The following is an 18,414-nucleotide window of genomic DNA, read 5'->3' as shown; positions in this document are numbered from 1 at the left end:
GGTAATACGTGAATAACCTGTTTACGGTTTATTATGTTGCGGCTTCGTCATTGGCTTTTTAACTGCCACGGGTTAGAGATTATCGGCGCAACATTTTTAGCTTCATATAACAAAGAAGCTCCCTAGGGAGCTTCTAGTGTTATGGGTGATTATTCTTGGTCAATGACTTCTTGATAACCGTCGGCATCAAGCAATGCATCAACTTCGGCTTCAAGAGAAGGCATAACACGGAAGAACCAACCTTCACCAAAAGCGTCACTGTTAACCAGTTCTGGTGAATCTTCTAAGGATTCGTTTACGGCAATCACTTCACCAGAAATCGGTGCGTAGATGTCTGAAGCCGCTTTGACTGATTCTGCTACTGCACAATCTTCACCGGCGGTAACGGTATCGCCTACTTCTGGTAATTCTACGAATACCATGTCACCAAGAAGCTCTTGAGCATGCTCAGTGATACCTACCGTGTAGCTACCGTCTGATTCTTTACGGATCCATTCGTGTGAAGATGCATATTTCAATTCTGCCGGAATAGTGCTCATTGTTGCTGTTCCTTAATCTGATGTTCAAAGACTTAATCAATAAATTCGGTGTCGGTAACACGCCACTATCATTAGAAGGCTTGTTTACCATTGCGCACAAAACTTGGGGCGATGACTTTTACGGTCACGCGTTTTTTACGCATTTCAACTTTAGCTGTGGCACCAATACCATTGGGTACACGGGCCATGGCGATAGAATAGCCTAACGTTGGCGAAAACGAACCACTGGTGATCACACCTTGGTGTTCAACACCGTCTGCATCGGTAAAAAATACCGCCATATCATGGCGTAACACGCCCTTTTCTTCCATGACCAAACCAACTAACTTTGTCGTGCCTGCCGCTTTAATCGCGGTTAACGCTTCGCGGCCGATAAAGTCACGATCGCTTGGCTCCCACGCAACGGTCCAGCCCATATTAGCAGCCAGTGGATTGATTGACTCGTCCATGTCTTGGCCGTATAGATTCATGCCCGCTTCTAAGCGTAATGTGTCGCGGGCACCAAGACCACACGGCTTAACGCCTGCCTCTAAGAGTGCTTGCCATAGGGCTTCAGCTTCAGCTTCTGGGACAATGATTTCGTAGCCAACTTCACCGGTGTAACCTGTGGTGGCAATAAATAAACTGCCTGACTGCACACCAAAGAATGGCTTCATGCCTGCAATAGCAGCATTTTGATCGGCGGTGAATACGCTAGCGGCTTTCGCTTTCGCGTTAGGGCCTTGTACGGCAATCATCGACAATTCTGGACGTTCGCTAACCACAACATCAAACGCGGCGGCTTGTTTGTTGATCCAGGCGAGGTCTTTGTCGCGAGTAGCGGAGTTAACCACTACGCGGTAATGGGTGTCGGTTAAGTAGTAGGTAATAAGGTCGTCGATGATACCAGCGTTTTCGTCTAGCATTCCGCCATAAAGGGCTTTACCCGGTACGGTAAGTTTGGCGACATCGTTAGCAAGTAACTTACGTAAGAAGGCACAAGCATCGCTGCCGGTAACGTCAACTACGGTCATGTGAGACACGTCAAACATGCCTGCGTCTTGACGTACTGCGTGGTGCTCTTCGATTTGAGAGCCGTAGTTAATCGGCATTTCCCAACCATGGAAATCGACCATTTTGGCGTTTGATTGTAAATGCTTGTTAAAAAGTACTGTTTTGCTAGCCATTATTATCCCTTTTTTTGAGGCCTTTCTTATGTAGGTATTTGATAAAATGCGAACAAAATTATACTCCGCAGACCCAATTTGTATACAAAAGAATTTTCTAATCCGAGTCCAGTCGCATTAGTTTAGCTAATCTATTGGCATAATTTTTTTACATAATTATTTACAATAAAATAACTGATTTAACTGTGCTACCTGATATTAAACAAGTTTCTACATTAGCTATGATTAAATTGGCTCACGACAAAGTTTAGGTAATGTCATTTTGTTACCCATAGCCTGTTTGATGAACACTGTTTTCAGTCCAGCGACATTATCAACTAGGGTTAGGCCGATGTCGCGCATGGCTTTTTTAAGCGGATTGCTGCCGGCAAACAGTCTTTTAAAGACTTCCATGGTGGCGATCATTTCCATGGCTTCAGCTTTACGCCAACGTTCAAGGGCGCGTAAATGGCTATATTCGCCTAAGTCTTTGCCTTGCTCATGCAATTGGGTAAAGGTGTCGATGATACTGGCAGCGTCTAAAAAGCCTAAGTTAACCCCTTGGCCGGCTAACGGATGAATGGTATGGGCGGCGTCACCGGCCAGCACTAAACGGTGGCGCGCAAAATGGCGCGCATAACGCATCCGCAGTGGAAATGATTGACGCTCGCTGATCACTTGGCACAAGCCTAAACGACCATCAAGCGCGGCGGTTAATGCTTTTGAAAACTCAACCTCATCAAGCGCTAATAATTGCTTGGCTTGATCGGGCGACACCGACCACACAATTGAACATAAATGGTCGTCATACAAGGGCAACATAGCTAATGGGCCGCCGGGTAAAAAGGCTTGTCTGGCGGTGGCGTCATGGGCGAGTTCGGTGCGCACTGTGGCGACAATGGCATGGTGACCGTAGTCCCAGAATGTCAGCGGAATACTGCATTGCTGGCGCACCCATGAGTTGGCACCATCGGCAGCCACCACCACGGCGGCGCTAATGTTGTCGCCACTGGCTAAGGTAAGCCAAGCTTCGCGTTCGCCAAAGGCTATACGTTCAAGGCGTTGGCCTTCTAAATGGGTTAAATTACTGATCTCACTCGCACGTTTGGCAAGGGCATAGCTGATGGCATCGTTTTCGATAATCGAGCCTAAATGCGTTTCGCTGATGCTGTGGGCGTCAAATTCAATTTTGCCTAGGCCGTCTTTGTCCCACACCGACATTTTTTGGTAAGGGCTGACACGATTGTCATCGAGATATTGCCACGCACTGAGGTTTTGTAGCAATTGCTGGCTGGCTTTGTTAATGGCACTGACACGCAATTTAGGCTCGCCACTGACCGCTTGAATTGTGCCAGCATCGATGACCACGACATTAAGGTCGGCGTTGGCTAAACCGATTGCGGTAGCGAGCCCGACCATGCCACCTCCGACGATGGCAACATCATATGTTTGAGTTGAATACATGGTCAATCCTTACCTTAAAAGAGTTAACGCCAACCCATTGCGGTTTGAGCAACGGGACGTTTGAGTGGGGGTAACCAAGACAATAAACGCAAACAGACATTGCGCCCCGCCACCAGCGGCCAATATTGATTGGAAAAACCACGCACTAAAAATTCGATATTGCGAAGTGTGCAGTCGCGATCGGCTTGGCGATCGACTAAATATTGATGCACGATGGCGCTGCTGCCGACATCGACCTGGGTTGAGCTATTGGTTAATTGATGCGCACTAAAGGCCTGTTCAAGTACATTGAGTAACCCCACTACATCACGTAAACCTAAGTTAAAGCCTTGTCCGGCAATAGGATGTAGGGTTTGCGCGGCGTTACCGACAAAGATACAACGATGGTAAACAGGCCTTGGCATATACGATAACGTTAGTGGATAACTCACCCGCTGACCGACGTCGACGAAACGACCCGCTCGGTGACCAAACGCTTGTTGTAAGGCGGCTAAAAATTCAGTTTTGTCGCCGTTGACTAATTCATGGGCTTGTGCGGGCGGTAATGCCCACACGACTGAAAAACGTGATTGGGTCGGCGTTGCTGAAGACTTAGACGCGAATGACTTAGACTTGAATGAATTAGACGCTGATGACATAGGTAAAAGTGCCAGCGGGCCGGTTTGAGTGAAGCGTTCGTAAGCCCAATGCTGATGGGCTTGATCTGTGGTGATATTAGCGACTATAGCCGTTTGATCAAAATCGATTTTTTCTGTGGGTTGGCCCAGATGTTGGCGCACGACCGAATTGGCACCATCTGCTGCCACCAATAACTGGCAATGCAATTGAGTGCCGTCATCTAAGGTTAATAGGTGGCCGTCTTGTTGGGCTTGTATATAGGTGACTTTAGCAGGACAAAACAAACTGACAGATGATTTAGCCAGCTCCTCAAATAGCACCTTACCGACTTGGGCTAATTCAACCACCTGGCCTAATGCATCTAACCCAAGCGGTTTAGCATTGAGCTCGGTCATGCCAAAGTGACCGCGATCGGAAACATGAATATTTTCAATTGCAGTGCCAAGATGCTGCAACTTGGGCCAAATGCCTAAACGAGTGAGTTCAAAAACAGAACCGTGAGCAACGGCAATGGAGCGAGCATCAAAGCCTGGGTGATTATTGTTGGCAACGTGGGCTTCGATTAAGGCAATGCGCAGCGGACGCGACAAGGTGGCAGATAACTTAGCTAACCCTAAGGCTAACGTGGCTCCTGCCATGGCGCCACCCACAATGGCAATATCAACGGCAAGTGGTTGTGTGGAGGTGTGTGCTGAGGTCATACGCTGCGTTACTGCCTATACCAAAAATATTAGTGAAAATTTGAATGCTCGTCGGTGTCATGTAAAGGCATGTCTAAACCGAACTCTGAATAGCATAAAATAGCCGACATTCTGACAAATTCTTGCAGTTCAACGTAGGCGACTTCGGATTCTTCGTCATCACCAACATCAAATTCTACTTGGGCAATATCAGCAAGGTCTTTAATCACTTCACGCACATCAGATGATGCTTTTGCTAGCTGCGGTTGAATAATGGCAATGCCGGTTAAGAAGCTTTGGGTCCACAAAGCTAACGCTTCAACGCGCTCGCTCAGCGGCACTTCTTCTTCTGGCAGTAACAAGGTAAAGCCAAATTCAAAATCGACTAATCGTGTCACCGTGTCTTGATACAACTCACTGATCAACTTTTGTAAGTTCGCTTCTAGCGGCTGACCGTCGTTCATTAACTCAACTAACGGCGTTAACCACGCAAAATTCTCTTGTTTTACGCCACCACAAATTAGCCCAACAAGTGCACCGTGCACTTCTACTGGATGTTGGCCTACTTCAGCGTAATCTAATGCCTGTTTTAGTTTTTCAATACATAATGAAGGTGGGATTGCCATGGTTAATTCCTAATAGCGCTATATCTGCTTCAATGCTAGCAGAGATAGTATGATGCTCCAAATGCGAGCGTGTATTGTGCCCCAATTATACAGGGACTGAAGCAGATTTGTTCACACAAACAGCAAATAGTTAAAAAGGGATACTGTTGCCTTGCGCTTTTAAATTCAGCCCTATATAGTTCGCTCACATGCTGAACTTTACTAACATCAGCTCGGAATAATAAACGGTTATCAAACAGTCTTTTGTCCCGCTAACTGCGCTACACTGACTTATAATAGACCTGTTATTGGCGCAGCGATTAATTGCACAAGACGCCTGGTTAGCAAAACAAATGACAAGTTTGATATGAAATATGTCAAATTTTATGATTTTTACTTGTTTACCCCATCTCTTTAACCCGAGTGAGGTTAACTGAGGATCTGCGGCGACATTATGAGTAACAGTGCTGTTGATATTACCCTATTAGGGCGCACCTACTCCATCGGATGTCCTAAAGGACGCGAAGAAGCATTGCGCACGGTAGCCAGAGAAGTTGAAAACCAGCTGACGACGTTAAAGTCTCGGACCAACAACTTAAGCCGTGAAGAGCTTGCCATTATGGCCGCACTCAATATTGGTAATGAATTGTACGAAGAAAAGCAAAAGAATAAGCAGTACATGGCGCAAATGGATGAGCGAATTTCGTTATTACAGTCAACGTTGGAAACATCCTTGGTTGAACGAAGCAGCTAGGAAGGCTAAACTAAGATTTCAGAATTAAGAATAACTTGATTCTACCCTGTTTTGCTCCCTGAGATATTCGCCAGTTGGTTAAGTCCCTGTGCCGATAATTACAAACCCAGGGTGAATGCTTTCGTTGACACTGTGCATGCTCGGATTATACCGAGAAGCCTTAGGAAATGAACATTTACCCGCCTTGAACCTACGGTTCAAGGGCTGCGCCAGCAGCGGTATTTTGGGGAGCATTCTAATTTCAGATTTAGCCTTTTTTTAAGGCTCATTTTTTGAAGATCACCTCGGTTACACTTTTTAGATAGTGCCTTTATTTCATCCTCAAGCACGCTTTTATATCCAAGCACTGTTTCATATCCAAGCTCTTTCATATCCAGCTCACTTTCATATCCAGCTCTGTTTCATATCCAAGCACTCTTTCATATCCAGCTCTGTTTCATATCCAAGCTCTCTTTTCTCCTCAAGATCTCTTTTATCCTCCAGCTGTGCATAAATCGACAACATAACTTGGTGACGCTGATCCTTCAGCTCAAATAGCCAATAAAATACGACCGTTTTTTATACAAAACAGTCCCGCTTTCACACTTTCAGACGGAGACACTAGGTTACTTTATTGTTAAGATTGTTTTACAACGTATATTACTGTATAAAGTGTTTAATATTAATAACTTGTAAATATGGATTATGACAAGCTGCTCCACTCATCTCAAGGTTTACTGCACCATTTTAATTGTATTCATGTTCAGCTTATCTGCTTGTAAATCCACACCCGACCCTGTTAAACCGAGTCATATCATTCCTGCTGCGTTATCTCATTTGCCTGCTGATGCAGCAAACCTAGGTTTGGATATCATTGATGTTCAATTGAGCTTAGGCGATCGCAATTTATATCTGGCTAGCAATGGCAATATCAAAATGGTCTCGACCGCACAATGCCAGTTAGATATTTCGGCGCACCGTGGAGATTTTCGTCAACCAGAAAGTAGCGCTAATGCTATTGCTTCGGCCTTGAACGATAACTTTAACAGTGTCGAAATTGACGTAATGCTACTCAAAGATGGCACTTGGGTTAATCATCACGATAGTCAAACAGGTCGCGCTACCGTGTATTACACCGGTGAACGCTTTAAACTAAATCGCATGAGTGTTCAGCAGTTCGCTAATCTGAAACTGCGGGATAAACACAGTAACAATTTACTCAACGAACGCCCAATAACGGCTGCAGAAGCCTTTAGAGTATTTGGCGCTTATCGCACCCAAAATCAACGACTCAATGTAGAAATAAAATCTGATACCAATGGCCAAAAGCTGGTAGAGCTCGATAATATGCTCAGAAAATATATTGGCTTAGGTGGATTTTATTATTCTGCGGCAGAACGAGATGTCCTATACAAGCTACGTGGCATTAACCCATCGGTTTACTTAGGCTTTATTCAAGGTGGACACCCTACCAGTGTTGAAAAGTTAGCCGCAGATTTACGTAAAGGTGTAAAAAATGATGCCTATTACTTAGATAATCAACATAATCTTGAGCTTGCTGGTCGCTACGGCACTAAACGTTACCGCTCACGTTATAAAGACTACACCGCAACATCATCATTAACCCAATTGCAAAAAAAGCTGGGTAGCAACTCTGGTTTACACTTAGACATTCGCAGTTTTATGCAGCATCTCAGCGTCAAGTATCGTGCTCACCAACTCGGAATGAAGGTCTATACCTATTCGCTTAATGGCAGTGATTATCATCAATCACAATTACTTAAGTTAACCACTAATAAGCTACCCGATGGCGCAATTGTGGATGCCACGCCTTACAAGATTTGCCAGCGTTTATTCAACAGAGCCGTACCTAAAAAGCGTTATCAAGCATTGAGTAATGTCGGTCGTTATATTACCGCTTTACCCCAAGATGCTGACTTTGATCGCTTTGACGAAATGCTTGGTTATCAAACAGAAGGTTATTATTTGTCATTAACCTCTGGCCTTAAAGCCATCCATAGCACTGCGGTTAACAAGACACCTAACAACATACCCACGCCTTTGTTGGAACATGGTTTCCCCACTATTACTGATGAAATAATTGATAACGACACCGGTGACACCATTATTTTAAGGTTACCAGGTCGTCAGGCTAATAAAAATTAATATGACTGATAATAACAAAAGTCCATTTGCAACAAATTTGCTTAACACTGCCCCGACGCAAAAGAAGATGGAATCAGCTGAAAAAGAGCTGAAGAAAGTACAGAAAAATCAACAATCAACGGCTGTCAAAGCTAAAAAACAACAAGCTGTTGAAGCCCAAATGGTTAACACGGGTAAACCCTTCTGGTGGATGCTGTTGATGTTCATTTGTTCGATAGTGTATTTATTCCCTGAGGCGGTGTTTAATGCGGCGTTAACCGATGTTGCTGGCGGGCGCAATTCCAGCGTGGAAGACTTACGGGCGGTAGAATTATTTGGTCGTACCATCAGTGGTGTTGGCGTTACCCTGCTTTTAGCTGACTTATTACTAAAAGGTAAACAAGTGGCTAAAGCCACTCGGGCTTTAGGTTATTTCACCCTAATTGCAGTGATTATTTGGCCAACGGTATTTTTTGGTCAAAAGTGGTTAGTGGATCATTTTATTATTGATGCATCGACCCCAGAAGAGCGCCAACAAGCTTATTTGTCGCAAGTACTTCGTAGCGCATTGATTGAAAATTCAATAAAATTTGAAGGCATTGATTACGACCCCGATAAAAAACACAGTGCAATCGAAAAAACGTTTTTATCCGTGTTTGGTGGACTCGTATACGCTGATGATAAATTAGTGGACGATTTAAAACAGAAAAAGCGCTTGATCATGGAAAAATTTGTTCGCGACCGTGCTATGTCTCGATTTGATCAACACTACGCTAACTATGATAATTTCCGCCAGACCCTACGGGGAAAATACACTGAGTATGCTGCAGGTTCTAATCAATATAATCAGGCCTTAGCTAGCGTACAAACACGATCTGACGCTTACTGGCTCGATACCCAAAACCAGGTAAAGCAAGGTTGGGAGCAATACCAACAAGGCACCAAGGCTTATGAAGCCAGGGTCGAATCCCGGGCACAAAAAATAGCCCCTAAATTATACGATTATTTTGAACGGCGTAATAAATGTGCAGAAAAGAAAAGTGGCAGTAATAAAGACCGTTGTTTCGAGCGACTGCAGAACGGTTATGACAAAGAAATAGCCAAATACAGCATGCCTTATATTCCACCTAATGATTGGTTGGTTCGTGAAGAAATTTCGACGTCTGAAAACGTCGGTAATTCCATTATTTCAGGGATTTTGACATTTGGCCTTTACACTGCAATGCAAGCTGCTGATGCCGTAACGGGTGGCGACGCTGGATTTAAAGATCATCGTATGGTGTATACCAACGATGTGAATCATTATAAAAACGTGTTGATGCTAAAAATGGAGCCTGATTTTATTAAAGAGTCGGGTGGCTATCCATTAGGCATTAACTCAATTCATGAATTTAGAGTAAATGAACTTACCAGCATAAAAGTGAATAAAAAGCTGAAACAAAAAGGCTTAACCTTATCCCCTTCTTGGTCACTGACCGATCGTAATAGCTTTGACATTGCAGTTGCTAAAAAAGTGCGTCAACAAGCTGATAGTGAGTGGCGATCAAAAATGAAGGCTAAAGGCAATGACATGCCGCCGAATTTAAGCTGGCAGACATTTCAACAGCAAGGCGTTATCCAACAGCGTATTGAGGATGAAATGAAAGAGCTTTACGTAAAACCAACGCTGGCTGATTGGAATAACCGTGAGTTTAAACAGAAAATTATTGAACCCAATATACGACGGAAAACCACCGAGTATCTTAATGTGCTCGAAGCCCAACAAGTTGAGTTTGCCGACGGCGGCGCTTTTGAATCGACGGGTAAGTCGGCTTTAAGATCAACGATTATTCCGCCAATATCCATGTCGATTAGCTTAGCCTTGGTGCTATTAACCCTATTAAAGTTACCGATGAAAGCCGTAGAACTCGTGCAAGTAAAAAGGACTCGAGCAGCAGCAAAAGCTAAGCCTAACCGATATATAAAACCTGCAATATCTATCCTGTTATTAGCGGCAATTTTTGTGGTGCCTTTATCCATGGCCGTTAACCAATACACCATGAAAGAATCGGCGTTGCATTACTTTTTTGAACAAATGGAGAAGAATGATTCAGCCATGATTTCATTCGCGCTTAAATGGTTATTAGTGACTCAACCTATGGTGCAACCTATCGGTTCATCCATTGACCAAGGCTTATTTATCACCAAAGGATTTAATGCGATCAGTGAGCCCATTAACCGCTTTGATTTAGCAATAATGTCTGAACATGATTCAACTAAGCTTGCTAAATACTCGCCTAAGAAAGCCGCCTTATTACCTCTGACTATCAACAACAATATCGCCAATGCCAAGGTGGCAGTGATGAATATTAAACCAACATATCAAGCAGGCATGATGTTACCCGCGGGCAGTTATGACATAAAAGTCAGCGCCCCTGGACATATTTCCGTTAGAGAATGGGTGTATTTGAAAGCCGACGAAACTGATTTTAATATCAATTTGTCAGCAGCAGACGTGACCAGTCAATGATAAAAAAACAGTAAAAAAATTCATCACGCATTGATTTATAGGAAGTATTACGTGAGTAAATTAGAACAATTCCAAAGTTTTATCCGTAGCAACGGTAAAGATCTCACTGGTGTCGATGTACCAGTAATATTAAGCAACGAACAAGCAAAGCTTCCACAGCTTAAATTTACCTTTGGTTGGACGATTGAAGTTGGCGTGAGTGCACATGAACACGGCGGCTATTGCCCATCTGGAATTAAGTCAGGCAGTGCATCCAATGCCCGAGATCTCGCCCATGACAAAGCCAAAGAGTATGTCAGTGGACAGAATTCGTTGTTTAACGATCGCTTCTTAACAATACTTGGGCCTGATATTGCGGAAAATTTCCTAATAAGAAATAGAGGCTTAAAATCAGCCCCTGAAACCTATGTGGGCAGCAAAGTTTGCTACCGTTGCCATGGTTCTGGTAGTCAAAGTTGTTCTAGCTGTTATGGCTCTGGTAGTAACTCTTGTAGTGGTTGTCATGGTAGTGGCCGCGTCAGTGTTTCGCGTCATGATAGCTATAATAATCGCACGGTTTATACCACAGAGTCTTGTTCATCATGTTGGGGCAGTGGTAAAAAAACCTGTTATACCTGCAACGGCTCGGGCTCTGTGACGTGCGGCACTTGTAGTGGCGGCGGTTACCTCTATCACAGTTACACCATTGATGGTGAAGCAAAACGCAGCACTAACTGGGCTTATAACAGCAGTGATTACCACAAATGGACCTCTGAATTTGTCAAAAATAGCGGCTTAAACTTAGTCTATAATTTAACTGAGATAACTGAAGTTGATGTTGAGGGTACCCTTGATGGCTGTACCTTTATGTATGCTTTTACCGCTAAACTTCCAACCCTGCAATTTACCGCGACGATTGATAAAGTCGATACCAAGATGTGCTTTGCCGGTAAAAAGAACACCACCCATAATGCCGGTGGGGTTTACGATCCTGCGGTATGGAGTGTGGCACAGAAAATGGCAGGGGGCAGCCAATCCGCCGACAAAGTGGCATTAGCCACCCCTGCTGTAAAAAACATTATCGAAGCCGATACAACCCACACGCAAATTGCATTATTAGATGAAAACTGGGTATCGACTGATATTAAAGACGCGGTATTATCTAACTACCAAAACTTAGTGACACAATTAAAAAAGCAAAGCGTTAAAGGTATTACACCTAACATGTTCGCAGGCTTGATTAAATACACTTATTTATTCTTTACTTTAGGGATGTTAATCGCGCTGTTATTCCCCAAATTTGCAGTCGATTCCGGTTATCGCATGAGCGTGACTCAAATACCTGAATGGATGATGGCGTTATTGACGATGCAATTTGGCCTATTCGGGCTTCCCGCTGTGGCTAATTATGCCTTTGTACTTGGGTTATTGTGGTTAAGCTACCAAGGTGTGAAAAAATTGTATTGGAAAAATATCAGTAACGCTAAGATCTGGGTATTGGCTATCAGCATTACACTATTATTGCCACATATGGCGTTAACGCTTTATTACAACACGGTTGAACTGCTTGGCCATTCACCCGCCATGGCTAGCACTCTCGTGAGTGGCTCATTATTGGTCGGGCTTTACTTACTCGTCATTGGTGTAAAATGGCCACAAAAGTGGTATAGCAAAATTTTTGGATTGATTGCTGGAGTCAGTTTTTATTGTGCCCTACAATACGGTTTGTTCTTAATAAACCCAACTTATGGTTTTATCGAAAATAATGCTAATTATTCTGGTGATGTGGCTGCGTTATTATCATCTGGTTTACGTTTTATGGGGAATAATTTAATTGAGTGGGCTTTGTTATCAGTTGGCTTTACTTACTTCTTAACACGTAGAAAATTTTGGTTAAAAGCAAAGACGATGATGGCTGATTACGAGAGTCCGGTGCTACTAAAATCGATGAACATGGATAAATAGTCCCGTATTGTGTTGCTAAAAACAACCCAGCGTAATGCTAAGCCTTACGCTGGGGGGAAGTTTGATGCAAAGTGATTCAGCATTAGCTGACTATCAATCTGTGATTTCATCTCATTACAGAACGCGATAACCTACTTTGAGTTCCAGTTGTTGATTATCGTTTTTTTAAATTCATTTGTAAGTGTTGGAGTATTCCCTACATATGAGCATGACGCGTTTTATGACTAATTCAGAACCATATCAGTCAGATTCTTCAGCGGTTCAAACCCTGATTACTTATTTTTCTTCTGGCAGCACTGCATCAGATAAACTTATGACGGATCAAGCCATTATCAATAAAGATTCATTTACAGATCCTTCAATCCCAGCACCGTTATTCGACAGTTATAATATGAGCCGTGACAGTATTCGTCGCCATATCAGGCAAGAGCGTAATGCCCTTTCTCAAGCGGAACAAAACCAACTAGCCTTGATTGCTAGTCGACATTTATTGTCAGAAATTCAGCGTATTTCAGCTAAACGAGTGGCGCTATATTTAGCTTTTGACGGTGAACTAGCAACCAATAAGTTGATAAAAGCTTTATGGAAATTAGATATTGAAGTGTATCTACCTCGCTTGCACCCTTTTGCTAAAGGGCATTTGCTGTTTATTCGCTATACCGCTGATACTGTGATGATAAACAATCGCTTTAACATTGCCGAACCCAAGCTTGATGTCGGCAACATTGCCACTGTTGAGCAGCTGGATATGATTGTGACACCCTTGGTCGCATTTGATAATAATGGTAATCGCATGGGTATGGGCGGCGGTTATTACGACCGCACCTTGGCACAAGTGATTGATAACAAGCCGTTAGCCGTCGGGTATGCCCATGACTGTCAGCAAGTGAGCGTTTTACCGATTGAATATTGGGATGTGCCGTTGCCGGTGATAATTACTCCAACGAAACGGTTAGCTATTTAAAATAGCTTAATTTTATTAAGGTCCTGGCGCTTCGCTCACACCCGTTCAAGCAGGGAAAACGGCTTTTCCCTCTTGGATCTCCCCAGCCGCTCCGGCAAAGTGTTGATCCTCATAGCATAATAAAAAGCCCTATCAATACACAGTATTGATAGGGCTTTTTATTTATTTTATTTATGTTAGTTACACAATTGCTTTCTCTAATGCTTGGCTAACATCGGCAATGATGTCATCGATGTGCTCTATTCCCACCGAAATGCGGACGAGGTCTTCTGACACGCCGGCTTTGGCTAACTCTGCGCCGCTGAGTTGGCGGTGAGTGGTACTGGCAGGATGGCACGCCAGTGATTTAGCATCGCCGATATTGACTAAACGCAGCACCATTTGCAGTGCATCAATAAACTTACCACCAGCGACTTTACCGGCTTCAGCATTATCGGCTTTAATGCCAAAACTGATGATACCAGAGGCTTTACCGCCAGTGATTTTTTGGCATGTACCATGATGCGGACTATCCGGTAATGCGGCGTAATTAACCCAGCTAATGCTTGGATGCTGTTGTAAATATTCAGCTAACGTGAGGGCATTGCAGCAATGACGTTCCATGCGCAGGCTTAAGGTTTCTAAACCTTGGAGTAATAAAAAGGAACTGTGTGGCGATAATGCTGCGCCAGTATTGCGCAATGGCACAACGCGGCAGCGACCAATAAAGGCCGCTGGACCAAACGCGTCGGTATAGACCACGCCGTGATAAGACGGATCGGGCTCATTGAGTATCGCAAAGCGTTGCTTGTTCTCTACCCAATCAAATTTGCCCGAATCAATAATCACCCCACCAATAGTAGTGCCGTGGCCGCCAATGTATTTGGTTAATGAATGAATAACGATATCTGCACCATGATCAAATGCACGACATAACACTGGCGTTGCCACAGTATTATCAACAATTAACGGCACCCCATGTTTGTGGGCAATATCGGCCAAACGCTGTAAGTCGACAATATTACCGGCAGGATTACCAATCGATTCACAAAATAACGCTTTAGTCTTATCGTCAATTAATGCATCGAGGCCATCGAAATCATCAAACGCCGCCATACGGACTTCAACACCTTGGCGGGGCAATGTATGGGCAAATAAATTATAGGTGCCACCGTATAACTGGCTGGTGCTGACAATGTTGTCGCCCACTTGGGTTAACGCTTGAATGGCATAAGTAATTGCCGCCATGCCTGATGCAACTGCCAGCGCACCAATACCACCTTCTATCGCAGCCAAGCGTTGTTCAAGCACGCTGGTTGTCGGGTTCATAATGCGGGTGTAAATGTTACCGGCAACTTTTAAGTCAAACAGGTCGGCACCGTGTTGAGTATCATCAAAGGTGTACGATGTCGTTTGGTAAATGGGCACTGCTGCAGCTTTGGTGGTTGCTTCAGACTCGTAGCCATAATGTAATGCCAGTGATTCCAGTTTCATGTTTGCTGCAGACATAGCGCCTTCCTTAACTGTGTATATTCGAATGGATTAATGACCCAAAAGGGGCTCCGCAGTTGTTGATAATAGCAGCGGTTCTCTACACTAGCAATTAGCCATCTAGAAGTCTATTACTTAGTTGCAACAATACCTCACGACATGACTATTTTAACTGTCTGCCGCCATCTACCGCATAACTGCGACCTGTAACATAATGGCTGCCCAGTAGGTAGTCGACCAAAGAAATGATTTCATCATTACCGGCTTCTTTAGGCAACATCGCTTTAGCCAGTGCTTTGGCTTTGTAGGCATCATCGTCATCTTGGTTAAATAAAATCATAGCAGGCGCAATGGAGTTAACTTTAACGTGCGGGGCTAACAAGCTCGCAAACGACAGACTCATGTTGTGAAGTGCGGCTTTGCTGGCGGCGTAGGCAATATGCTTTTTACTGCCTTTTTCGGCTACAAAGTCGGTAAGATGAATAATGTTACTGGCACCAATGCTATCGTCATTGGTTTTGGCGGCACTGATCAGCAATGGTGCTAACGCTAGGTTGATTTGATACGGCGCAGATACATGAATTTGCATCATCCGCATCATAGTCTCGCTCGGGCTTAAGCCATTGTTGTCGGGCAACCAGTCTGACGCATTATGAATAATGGTATCGAGGCGATCATGATGCTCATTGATATGCTCAATCAATGCATCGATTGCCACAGGATTAGTTAAGTCGCATGAATGTAAACTCGCCCCCAACTTTCCCAGCTGTTCAATACTGTCGTAGTGGGTGCGATAGGTACCAATGACCTGATGACCTTGGGCCAAATAATATTTAGCCAGGGCATAGCCAATGCGTTTACCTACGCCAGTGATCAGTATTGTACGTTCCATAATGCTCTCTTTATTTTAGCTCTGATACATTGAACTTTTATCATAAGCAAATTAGATGGTTATCTCAAAGAAAATGATCAATTGATGACTAAAAGTCATCTTAATGCCTAATGGTGACAAGTTATAGCTTGGTCATAAAAAAAATGACTTCAGTTACTTGAGGTAATTGAAGTCATTAGCCATTATTGATAACGGTTTATATCCTAAACGGAGGTCATTCCTAAGCTAAAAACTCAGCTCTTGTCGCTGGGTTGGCTTTAAAGCAGCCGCCAAGCGCTGTGGTTTGGGTGCTTGATGAGGTGTCCATTATGCCGCGTGATTTTACGCAGTAATGGGTGGCATTAATGCTCACTGCGACATCGTCGGTTTCCAGTAAGGTTTGCAGCGCCACTAAAATTTGCTGGGTTAGGCGTTCTTGCACTTGTGGTCTTTGAGCAAAAAATCGCACGATACGGTTAATTTTCGATAATCCAATAATATTGTCTTTTGGTATGTAGGCGACTTTGGCGAGCCCATCAATGGTAATAAAGTGATGTTCGCACGTGCTGACCACACTGATATCGCGGATCTTAACCATTTCTTCGACACCCATTTTATTCTTAATTTGGGTGATTTTAGGAAAATTAGCGTAATCGAGACCAGAAAAAATCTCGTTAACATACATTTTAGCAATGCGGTGCGGCGTTTCAGCCAAGCTGTCGTCGCTAAGATCGAGCCCTAACGTTGACACCACTTCAGTCATTAAGCCTTTAATGCGTTCATACTTTTGCTCACTGGTCATCTGGCTTGGTGCCAGTGGTGTTTCAAGTCCATGTGTGACTAGAGCTTGTTGAACTTTCAATGCTTCAGCAGACAACTCTGCGCGGGTTATGTCATTAATCATCATAATAATAACATCCTTAAATAATGGGTTAAGTTAGCTGTGATACTCTAAAGACAACGACACTGAATCGGCGAATCGCAATGCATGAGGTTTATCAATGGTGACTCTGGCTATGGTAACGGCTGGGTGTTCACGACAAATTTCTAATACGTCGGCAACCAGTTTTTCCAGTAATAAAAACCTACCCTCTTCAACATGCTGAATCACTTTTTTGGTGATGACCTTATAGTTTAGCGCATCGGCAACGTTATCGGTTTGAAACGATCGATCGGCTGGATAATGGATCTCAATATTGATCACCACATCTTGCTGCTTTTCGCGCTCGTCTTGGTTAAAACCAATAAAAGTACGTAAGCGTAAATTGGTGACCTTAATAATGGCTTGGCTTAATGGCATTATTGAGCCCTTGTGGTGTGTTTTGATTAGATACGCCAAGGTTGAATAAAAAGATCATAAACAGTCGTTTCGATCAGCAGCCCTATCTGGATAAAATTTCGATTGCTGTAAATGTAAACTGGCTAGGCTTGTGGTGCGTACAATACTCAATATACACATTTTGAATAATGAGGTTAATAATGGAACTGACTATTTTTTATGACGGCACTTGCCCGCTTTGCCTCAATGAAATGCAGCAATTAAAGCGCTACGACAGTTTAAACCGCATTGGCCTTGAAGATATTAATGCCGATGATATTAAGCTGCGCTTCCCTGATTTAGATGTGGTGCGCGCTAATACTGTTTTACATGGACTTCAAGCGGATGGCAGCTGGCTTTATGGCTTAGATGTTACCGCCAAAGCATGGGGGATGATGGGTAAGCACCGTTGGATAAAACTGTTGCGCATGCCTGTTATCAAACCCATAGCCGATGTGGCTTATTTGGCCTTTGCTCGTAATCGCTACCGAGTATCTTACCTACTCACGGGTCAAAAGCGTTGTAGTAACGGCACTTGTAACATCAAATAAGGGCAAGCGGCATGAGCGATCCAACTTCAGCAGAAACCTTAATTGTTATTGGTGCCTCATCGGCCATTGCCCGAGCGTTTATCAACCAAGCTGTAGTGGATCAAGGCCAAGAGGTACCGTTAAGTATCATTTCGATTAGCCGTCAGTCGGCACTGACGTTAGCCGAACACCCAGCCAACATAGTGCACCACCATTTTAGCTGTGATTATCAGCAAGCTTCTATTATTGAGTGTGTTAACAACATCAGTTTAGTTGCCGGTAAAGTCACTCGTGTGGTGATGTGCAATGGTATTTTGCATTCCAAAACGCCGCTATCGCCAACTGAACAACCCAAAAACTCAAACCTGATGCCAGAAAAACGCATTGAAGACATTAACAGTGATGCATTGCAGGAATTGTTTTATGCCAACAGTATTGTGCCCATGCTGTGGCTAAGCGCACTGACAGCGTTATTGTCGCAAGCAAACCATAACGTAGCCGCTGACAAAAAGTGCGTGATCAGTATTTTAAGCGCCAGAGTTGGCAGCATTTCAGATAATCGTTTAGGCGGCTGGTACGGCTATCGCGCCTCGAAAGCGGCATTAAACATGTTGATCAAAACCACTGCCGTAGAATATGCAAGGCGACTGAAACGAGTCAAGCTCGTCGCATTTCATCCCGGCACCACTGACACGCCATTATCAAAACCGTTTCAGGCCAATGTGCCAGCAGGCAAGTTATTCACCCCAGAATTTGTCGCCAGCCAGTTAACGGCGATCATGGCTGAAATACAGCCTAACGGCGAAGCCAGTTATCTTGATTGGCAAGGCAAAGAGATAAATTGGTGATGATGAATGAAGATGCTAGATGCTAGATGCT

At 43.9% G+C, this 18,414-nt stretch carries 16 protein-coding genes and 1 other RNA gene; 8 read left to right on the top strand and 9 right to left on the bottom strand.

Annotated elements, in window-relative coordinates; translation table 11 throughout:
• Nucleotides 1-149: 149 nt before the first annotated feature.
• The 5 genes from gcvH to AAEY93_RS10260 form a co-directional block, all read right to left on the bottom strand.
• Entirely contained in the window at nt 150-539 is a 390-nt protein-coding gene (gene gcvH, locus AAEY93_RS10280; RefSeq protein WP_101032768.1) for a glycine cleavage system protein GcvH, read from the bottom strand.
• A gap of 71 nt (nt 540-610) precedes the next feature.
• The gene (gene gcvT / locus AAEY93_RS10275; protein WP_335687397.1) at nt 611-1,705 is read right to left on the bottom strand and encodes a glycine cleavage system aminomethyltransferase GcvT; all 1,095 of its coding nucleotides are present in this window, start codon (nt 1,703-1,705) and stop codon (nt 611-613) included.
• 225 nt (nt 1,706-1,930) lie between these two features.
• Nucleotides 1,931-3,148, bottom strand: a complete 1,218-nt coding sequence (locus AAEY93_RS10270; protein ID WP_351076650.1) for an FAD-dependent oxidoreductase — start codon at nt 3,146-3,148, stop codon at nt 1,931-1,933.
• 23 nt (nt 3,149-3,171) lie between these two features.
• Nucleotides 3,172-4,467 carry a 2-octaprenyl-6-methoxyphenyl hydroxylase gene (ubiH, locus tag AAEY93_RS10265; RefSeq protein WP_351076647.1) on the bottom strand — a complete coding sequence of 432 codons (1,296 nt, stop codon included), beginning with the start codon at nt 4,465-4,467 and terminating at the stop codon, nt 3,172-3,174.
• Between the two features lie 29 nt (nt 4,468-4,496).
• The gene (locus AAEY93_RS10260; protein WP_101032772.1) at nt 4,497-5,072 is read right to left on the bottom strand and encodes a UPF0149 family protein; all 576 of its coding nucleotides are present in this window, start codon (nt 5,070-5,072) and stop codon (nt 4,497-4,499) included.
• 433 nt (nt 5,073-5,505) lie between these two features.
• On the opposite strand from AAEY93_RS10260, the gene AAEY93_RS10255 reads away from it, so the two are divergent.
• The 6 genes from AAEY93_RS10255 (at nt 5,506) to AAEY93_RS10230 (ending at nt 13,346) form a co-directional block, all read left to right on the top strand.
• On the top strand, nt 5,506-5,805 hold the full coding sequence (locus tag AAEY93_RS10255) for a cell division protein ZapA (protein WP_101032773.1): 300 nt from the start codon (nt 5,506-5,508) through the stop codon (nt 5,803-5,805).
• 52 nt (nt 5,806-5,857) lie between these two features.
• A non-coding RNA gene (gene ssrS / locus AAEY93_RS10250) (6S RNA) lies at nt 5,858-6,039 on the top strand.
• Nucleotides 6,040-6,543: 504 nt separating this feature from the next.
• Nucleotides 6,544-7,950 (top strand): glycerophosphodiester phosphodiesterase, encoded by a 1,407-nt coding sequence (locus AAEY93_RS10245; RefSeq protein WP_233768576.1) that lies wholly within the window; start codon nt 6,544-6,546, stop codon nt 7,948-7,950.
• Between the two features lie 67 nt (nt 7,951-8,017).
• Nucleotides 8,018-10,438, top strand: a complete 2,421-nt coding sequence (locus AAEY93_RS10240) for a peptidase associated/transthyretin-like domain-containing protein (RefSeq protein ID WP_233768577.1) — start codon at nt 8,018-8,020, stop codon at nt 10,436-10,438.
• A gap of 51 nt (nt 10,439-10,489) precedes the next feature.
• Nucleotides 10,490-12,382 carry a DnaJ-like cysteine-rich domain-containing protein gene (locus tag AAEY93_RS10235; protein ID WP_351076642.1) on the top strand — a complete coding sequence of 631 codons (1,893 nt, stop codon included), beginning with the start codon at nt 10,490-10,492 and terminating at the stop codon, nt 12,380-12,382.
• A gap of 391 nt (nt 12,383-12,773) precedes the next feature.
• On the top strand, nt 12,774-13,346 hold the full coding sequence (locus tag AAEY93_RS10230; RefSeq protein WP_232772208.1) for a 5-formyltetrahydrofolate cyclo-ligase: 573 nt from the start codon (nt 12,774-12,776) through the stop codon (nt 13,344-13,346).
• Nucleotides 13,347-13,526: 180 nt separating this feature from the next.
• Here the strand turns inward: AAEY93_RS10230 and AAEY93_RS10225 are convergent, their stop codons facing one another.
• The 4 genes from AAEY93_RS10225 to folX form a co-directional block, all read right to left on the bottom strand.
• Nucleotides 13,527-14,819 carry an O-acetylhomoserine aminocarboxypropyltransferase/cysteine synthase family protein gene (locus tag AAEY93_RS10225; protein ID WP_124013541.1) on the bottom strand — a complete coding sequence of 431 codons (1,293 nt, stop codon included), beginning with the start codon at nt 14,817-14,819 and terminating at the stop codon, nt 13,527-13,529.
• 160 nt (nt 14,820-14,979) lie between these two features.
• Complete coding sequence (gene folM / locus AAEY93_RS10220; protein WP_124013520.1) at nt 14,980-15,708, bottom strand: dihydromonapterin reductase; 729 nt, start codon at nt 15,706-15,708, stop codon at nt 14,980-14,982.
• A 220-nt stretch (nt 15,709-15,928) separates the two neighbouring features.
• On the bottom strand, nt 15,929-16,594 hold the full coding sequence (gene folE, locus AAEY93_RS10215; RefSeq protein WP_418896013.1) for a GTP cyclohydrolase I FolE: 666 nt from the start codon (nt 16,592-16,594) through the stop codon (nt 15,929-15,931).
• Between the two features lie 30 nt (nt 16,595-16,624).
• Complete coding sequence (gene folX / locus AAEY93_RS10210; RefSeq protein ID WP_101032779.1) at nt 16,625-16,987, bottom strand: dihydroneopterin triphosphate 2'-epimerase; 363 nt, start codon at nt 16,985-16,987, stop codon at nt 16,625-16,627.
• 179 nt (nt 16,988-17,166) lie between these two features.
• Between folX and AAEY93_RS10205 the strand changes: the two genes are divergently transcribed.
• Complete coding sequence (locus AAEY93_RS10205; RefSeq protein WP_101032780.1) at nt 17,167-17,556, top strand: thiol-disulfide oxidoreductase DCC family protein; 390 nt, start codon at nt 17,167-17,169, stop codon at nt 17,554-17,556.
• Between the two features lie 11 nt (nt 17,557-17,567).
• Nucleotides 17,568-18,383 (top strand): SDR family NAD(P)-dependent oxidoreductase, encoded by an 816-nt coding sequence (locus tag AAEY93_RS10200; protein WP_351076637.1) that lies wholly within the window; start codon nt 17,568-17,570, stop codon nt 18,381-18,383.
• The last annotated feature ends 31 nt before the right edge of the window (nt 18,384-18,414 follow it).

The sequence above is a fragment of the Shewanella sp. CAL98-MNA-CIBAN-0140 genome (genome assembly GCF_040309905.1).
GTDB classification, from domain to species: Bacteria; Pseudomonadota; Gammaproteobacteria; order Enterobacterales; family Shewanellaceae; genus Shewanella; species Shewanella psychromarinicola.
Note: the sequence above shows the minus strand (reverse complement) of the source record. Positions and strands in the feature narration are given on the sequence as shown.

Coding starts and splice junctions, on each gene's coding strand:
- gcvT (WP_335687397.1), bottom strand. CDS start 1,705: ATGGCTAGCAAAACAGTACTTTTTAACAAGCATTTACAATCAAACGCC.
- gcvH (WP_101032768.1), bottom strand. CDS start 539: ATGAGCACTATTCCGGCAGAATTGAAATATGCATCTTCACACGAATGG.
- folE (WP_418896013.1), bottom strand. CDS start 16,594: ATGATGATTAATGACATAACCCGCGCAGAGTTGTCTGCTGAAGCATTG.
- AAEY93_RS10225 (WP_124013541.1), bottom strand. CDS start 14,819: ATGAAACTGGAATCACTGGCATTACATTATGGCTACGAGTCTGAAGCA.
- AAEY93_RS10200 (WP_351076637.1), top strand. CDS start 17,568: ATGAGCGATCCAACTTCAGCAGAAACCTTAATTGTTATTGGTGCCTCA.
- AAEY93_RS10230 (WP_232772208.1), top strand. CDS start 12,774: ATGAGCCGTGACAGTATTCGTCGCCATATCAGGCAAGAGCGTAATGCC.
- ubiH (WP_351076647.1), bottom strand. CDS start 4,467: ATGACCTCAGCACACACCTCCACACAACCACTTGCCGTTGATATTGCC.
- AAEY93_RS10270 (WP_351076650.1), bottom strand. CDS start 3,148: ATGTATTCAACTCAAACATATGATGTTGCCATCGTCGGAGGTGGCATG.
- folX (WP_101032779.1), bottom strand. CDS start 16,987: ATGCCATTAAGCCAAGCCATTATTAAGGTCACCAATTTACGCTTACGT.
- AAEY93_RS10245 (WP_233768576.1), top strand. CDS start 6,544: ATGTTCAGCTTATCTGCTTGTAAATCCACACCCGACCCTGTTAAACCG.
- AAEY93_RS10255 (WP_101032773.1), top strand. CDS start 5,506: ATGAGTAACAGTGCTGTTGATATTACCCTATTAGGGCGCACCTACTCC.
- folM (WP_124013520.1), bottom strand. CDS start 15,708: ATGGAACGTACAATACTGATCACTGGCGTAGGTAAACGCATTGGCTAT.
- AAEY93_RS10260 (WP_101032772.1), bottom strand. CDS start 5,072: ATGGCAATCCCACCTTCATTATGTATTGAAAAACTAAAACAGGCATTA.
- AAEY93_RS10205 (WP_101032780.1), top strand. CDS start 17,167: ATGGAACTGACTATTTTTTATGACGGCACTTGCCCGCTTTGCCTCAAT.
- AAEY93_RS10240 (WP_233768577.1), top strand. CDS start 8,018: ATGGAATCAGCTGAAAAAGAGCTGAAGAAAGTACAGAAAAATCAACAA.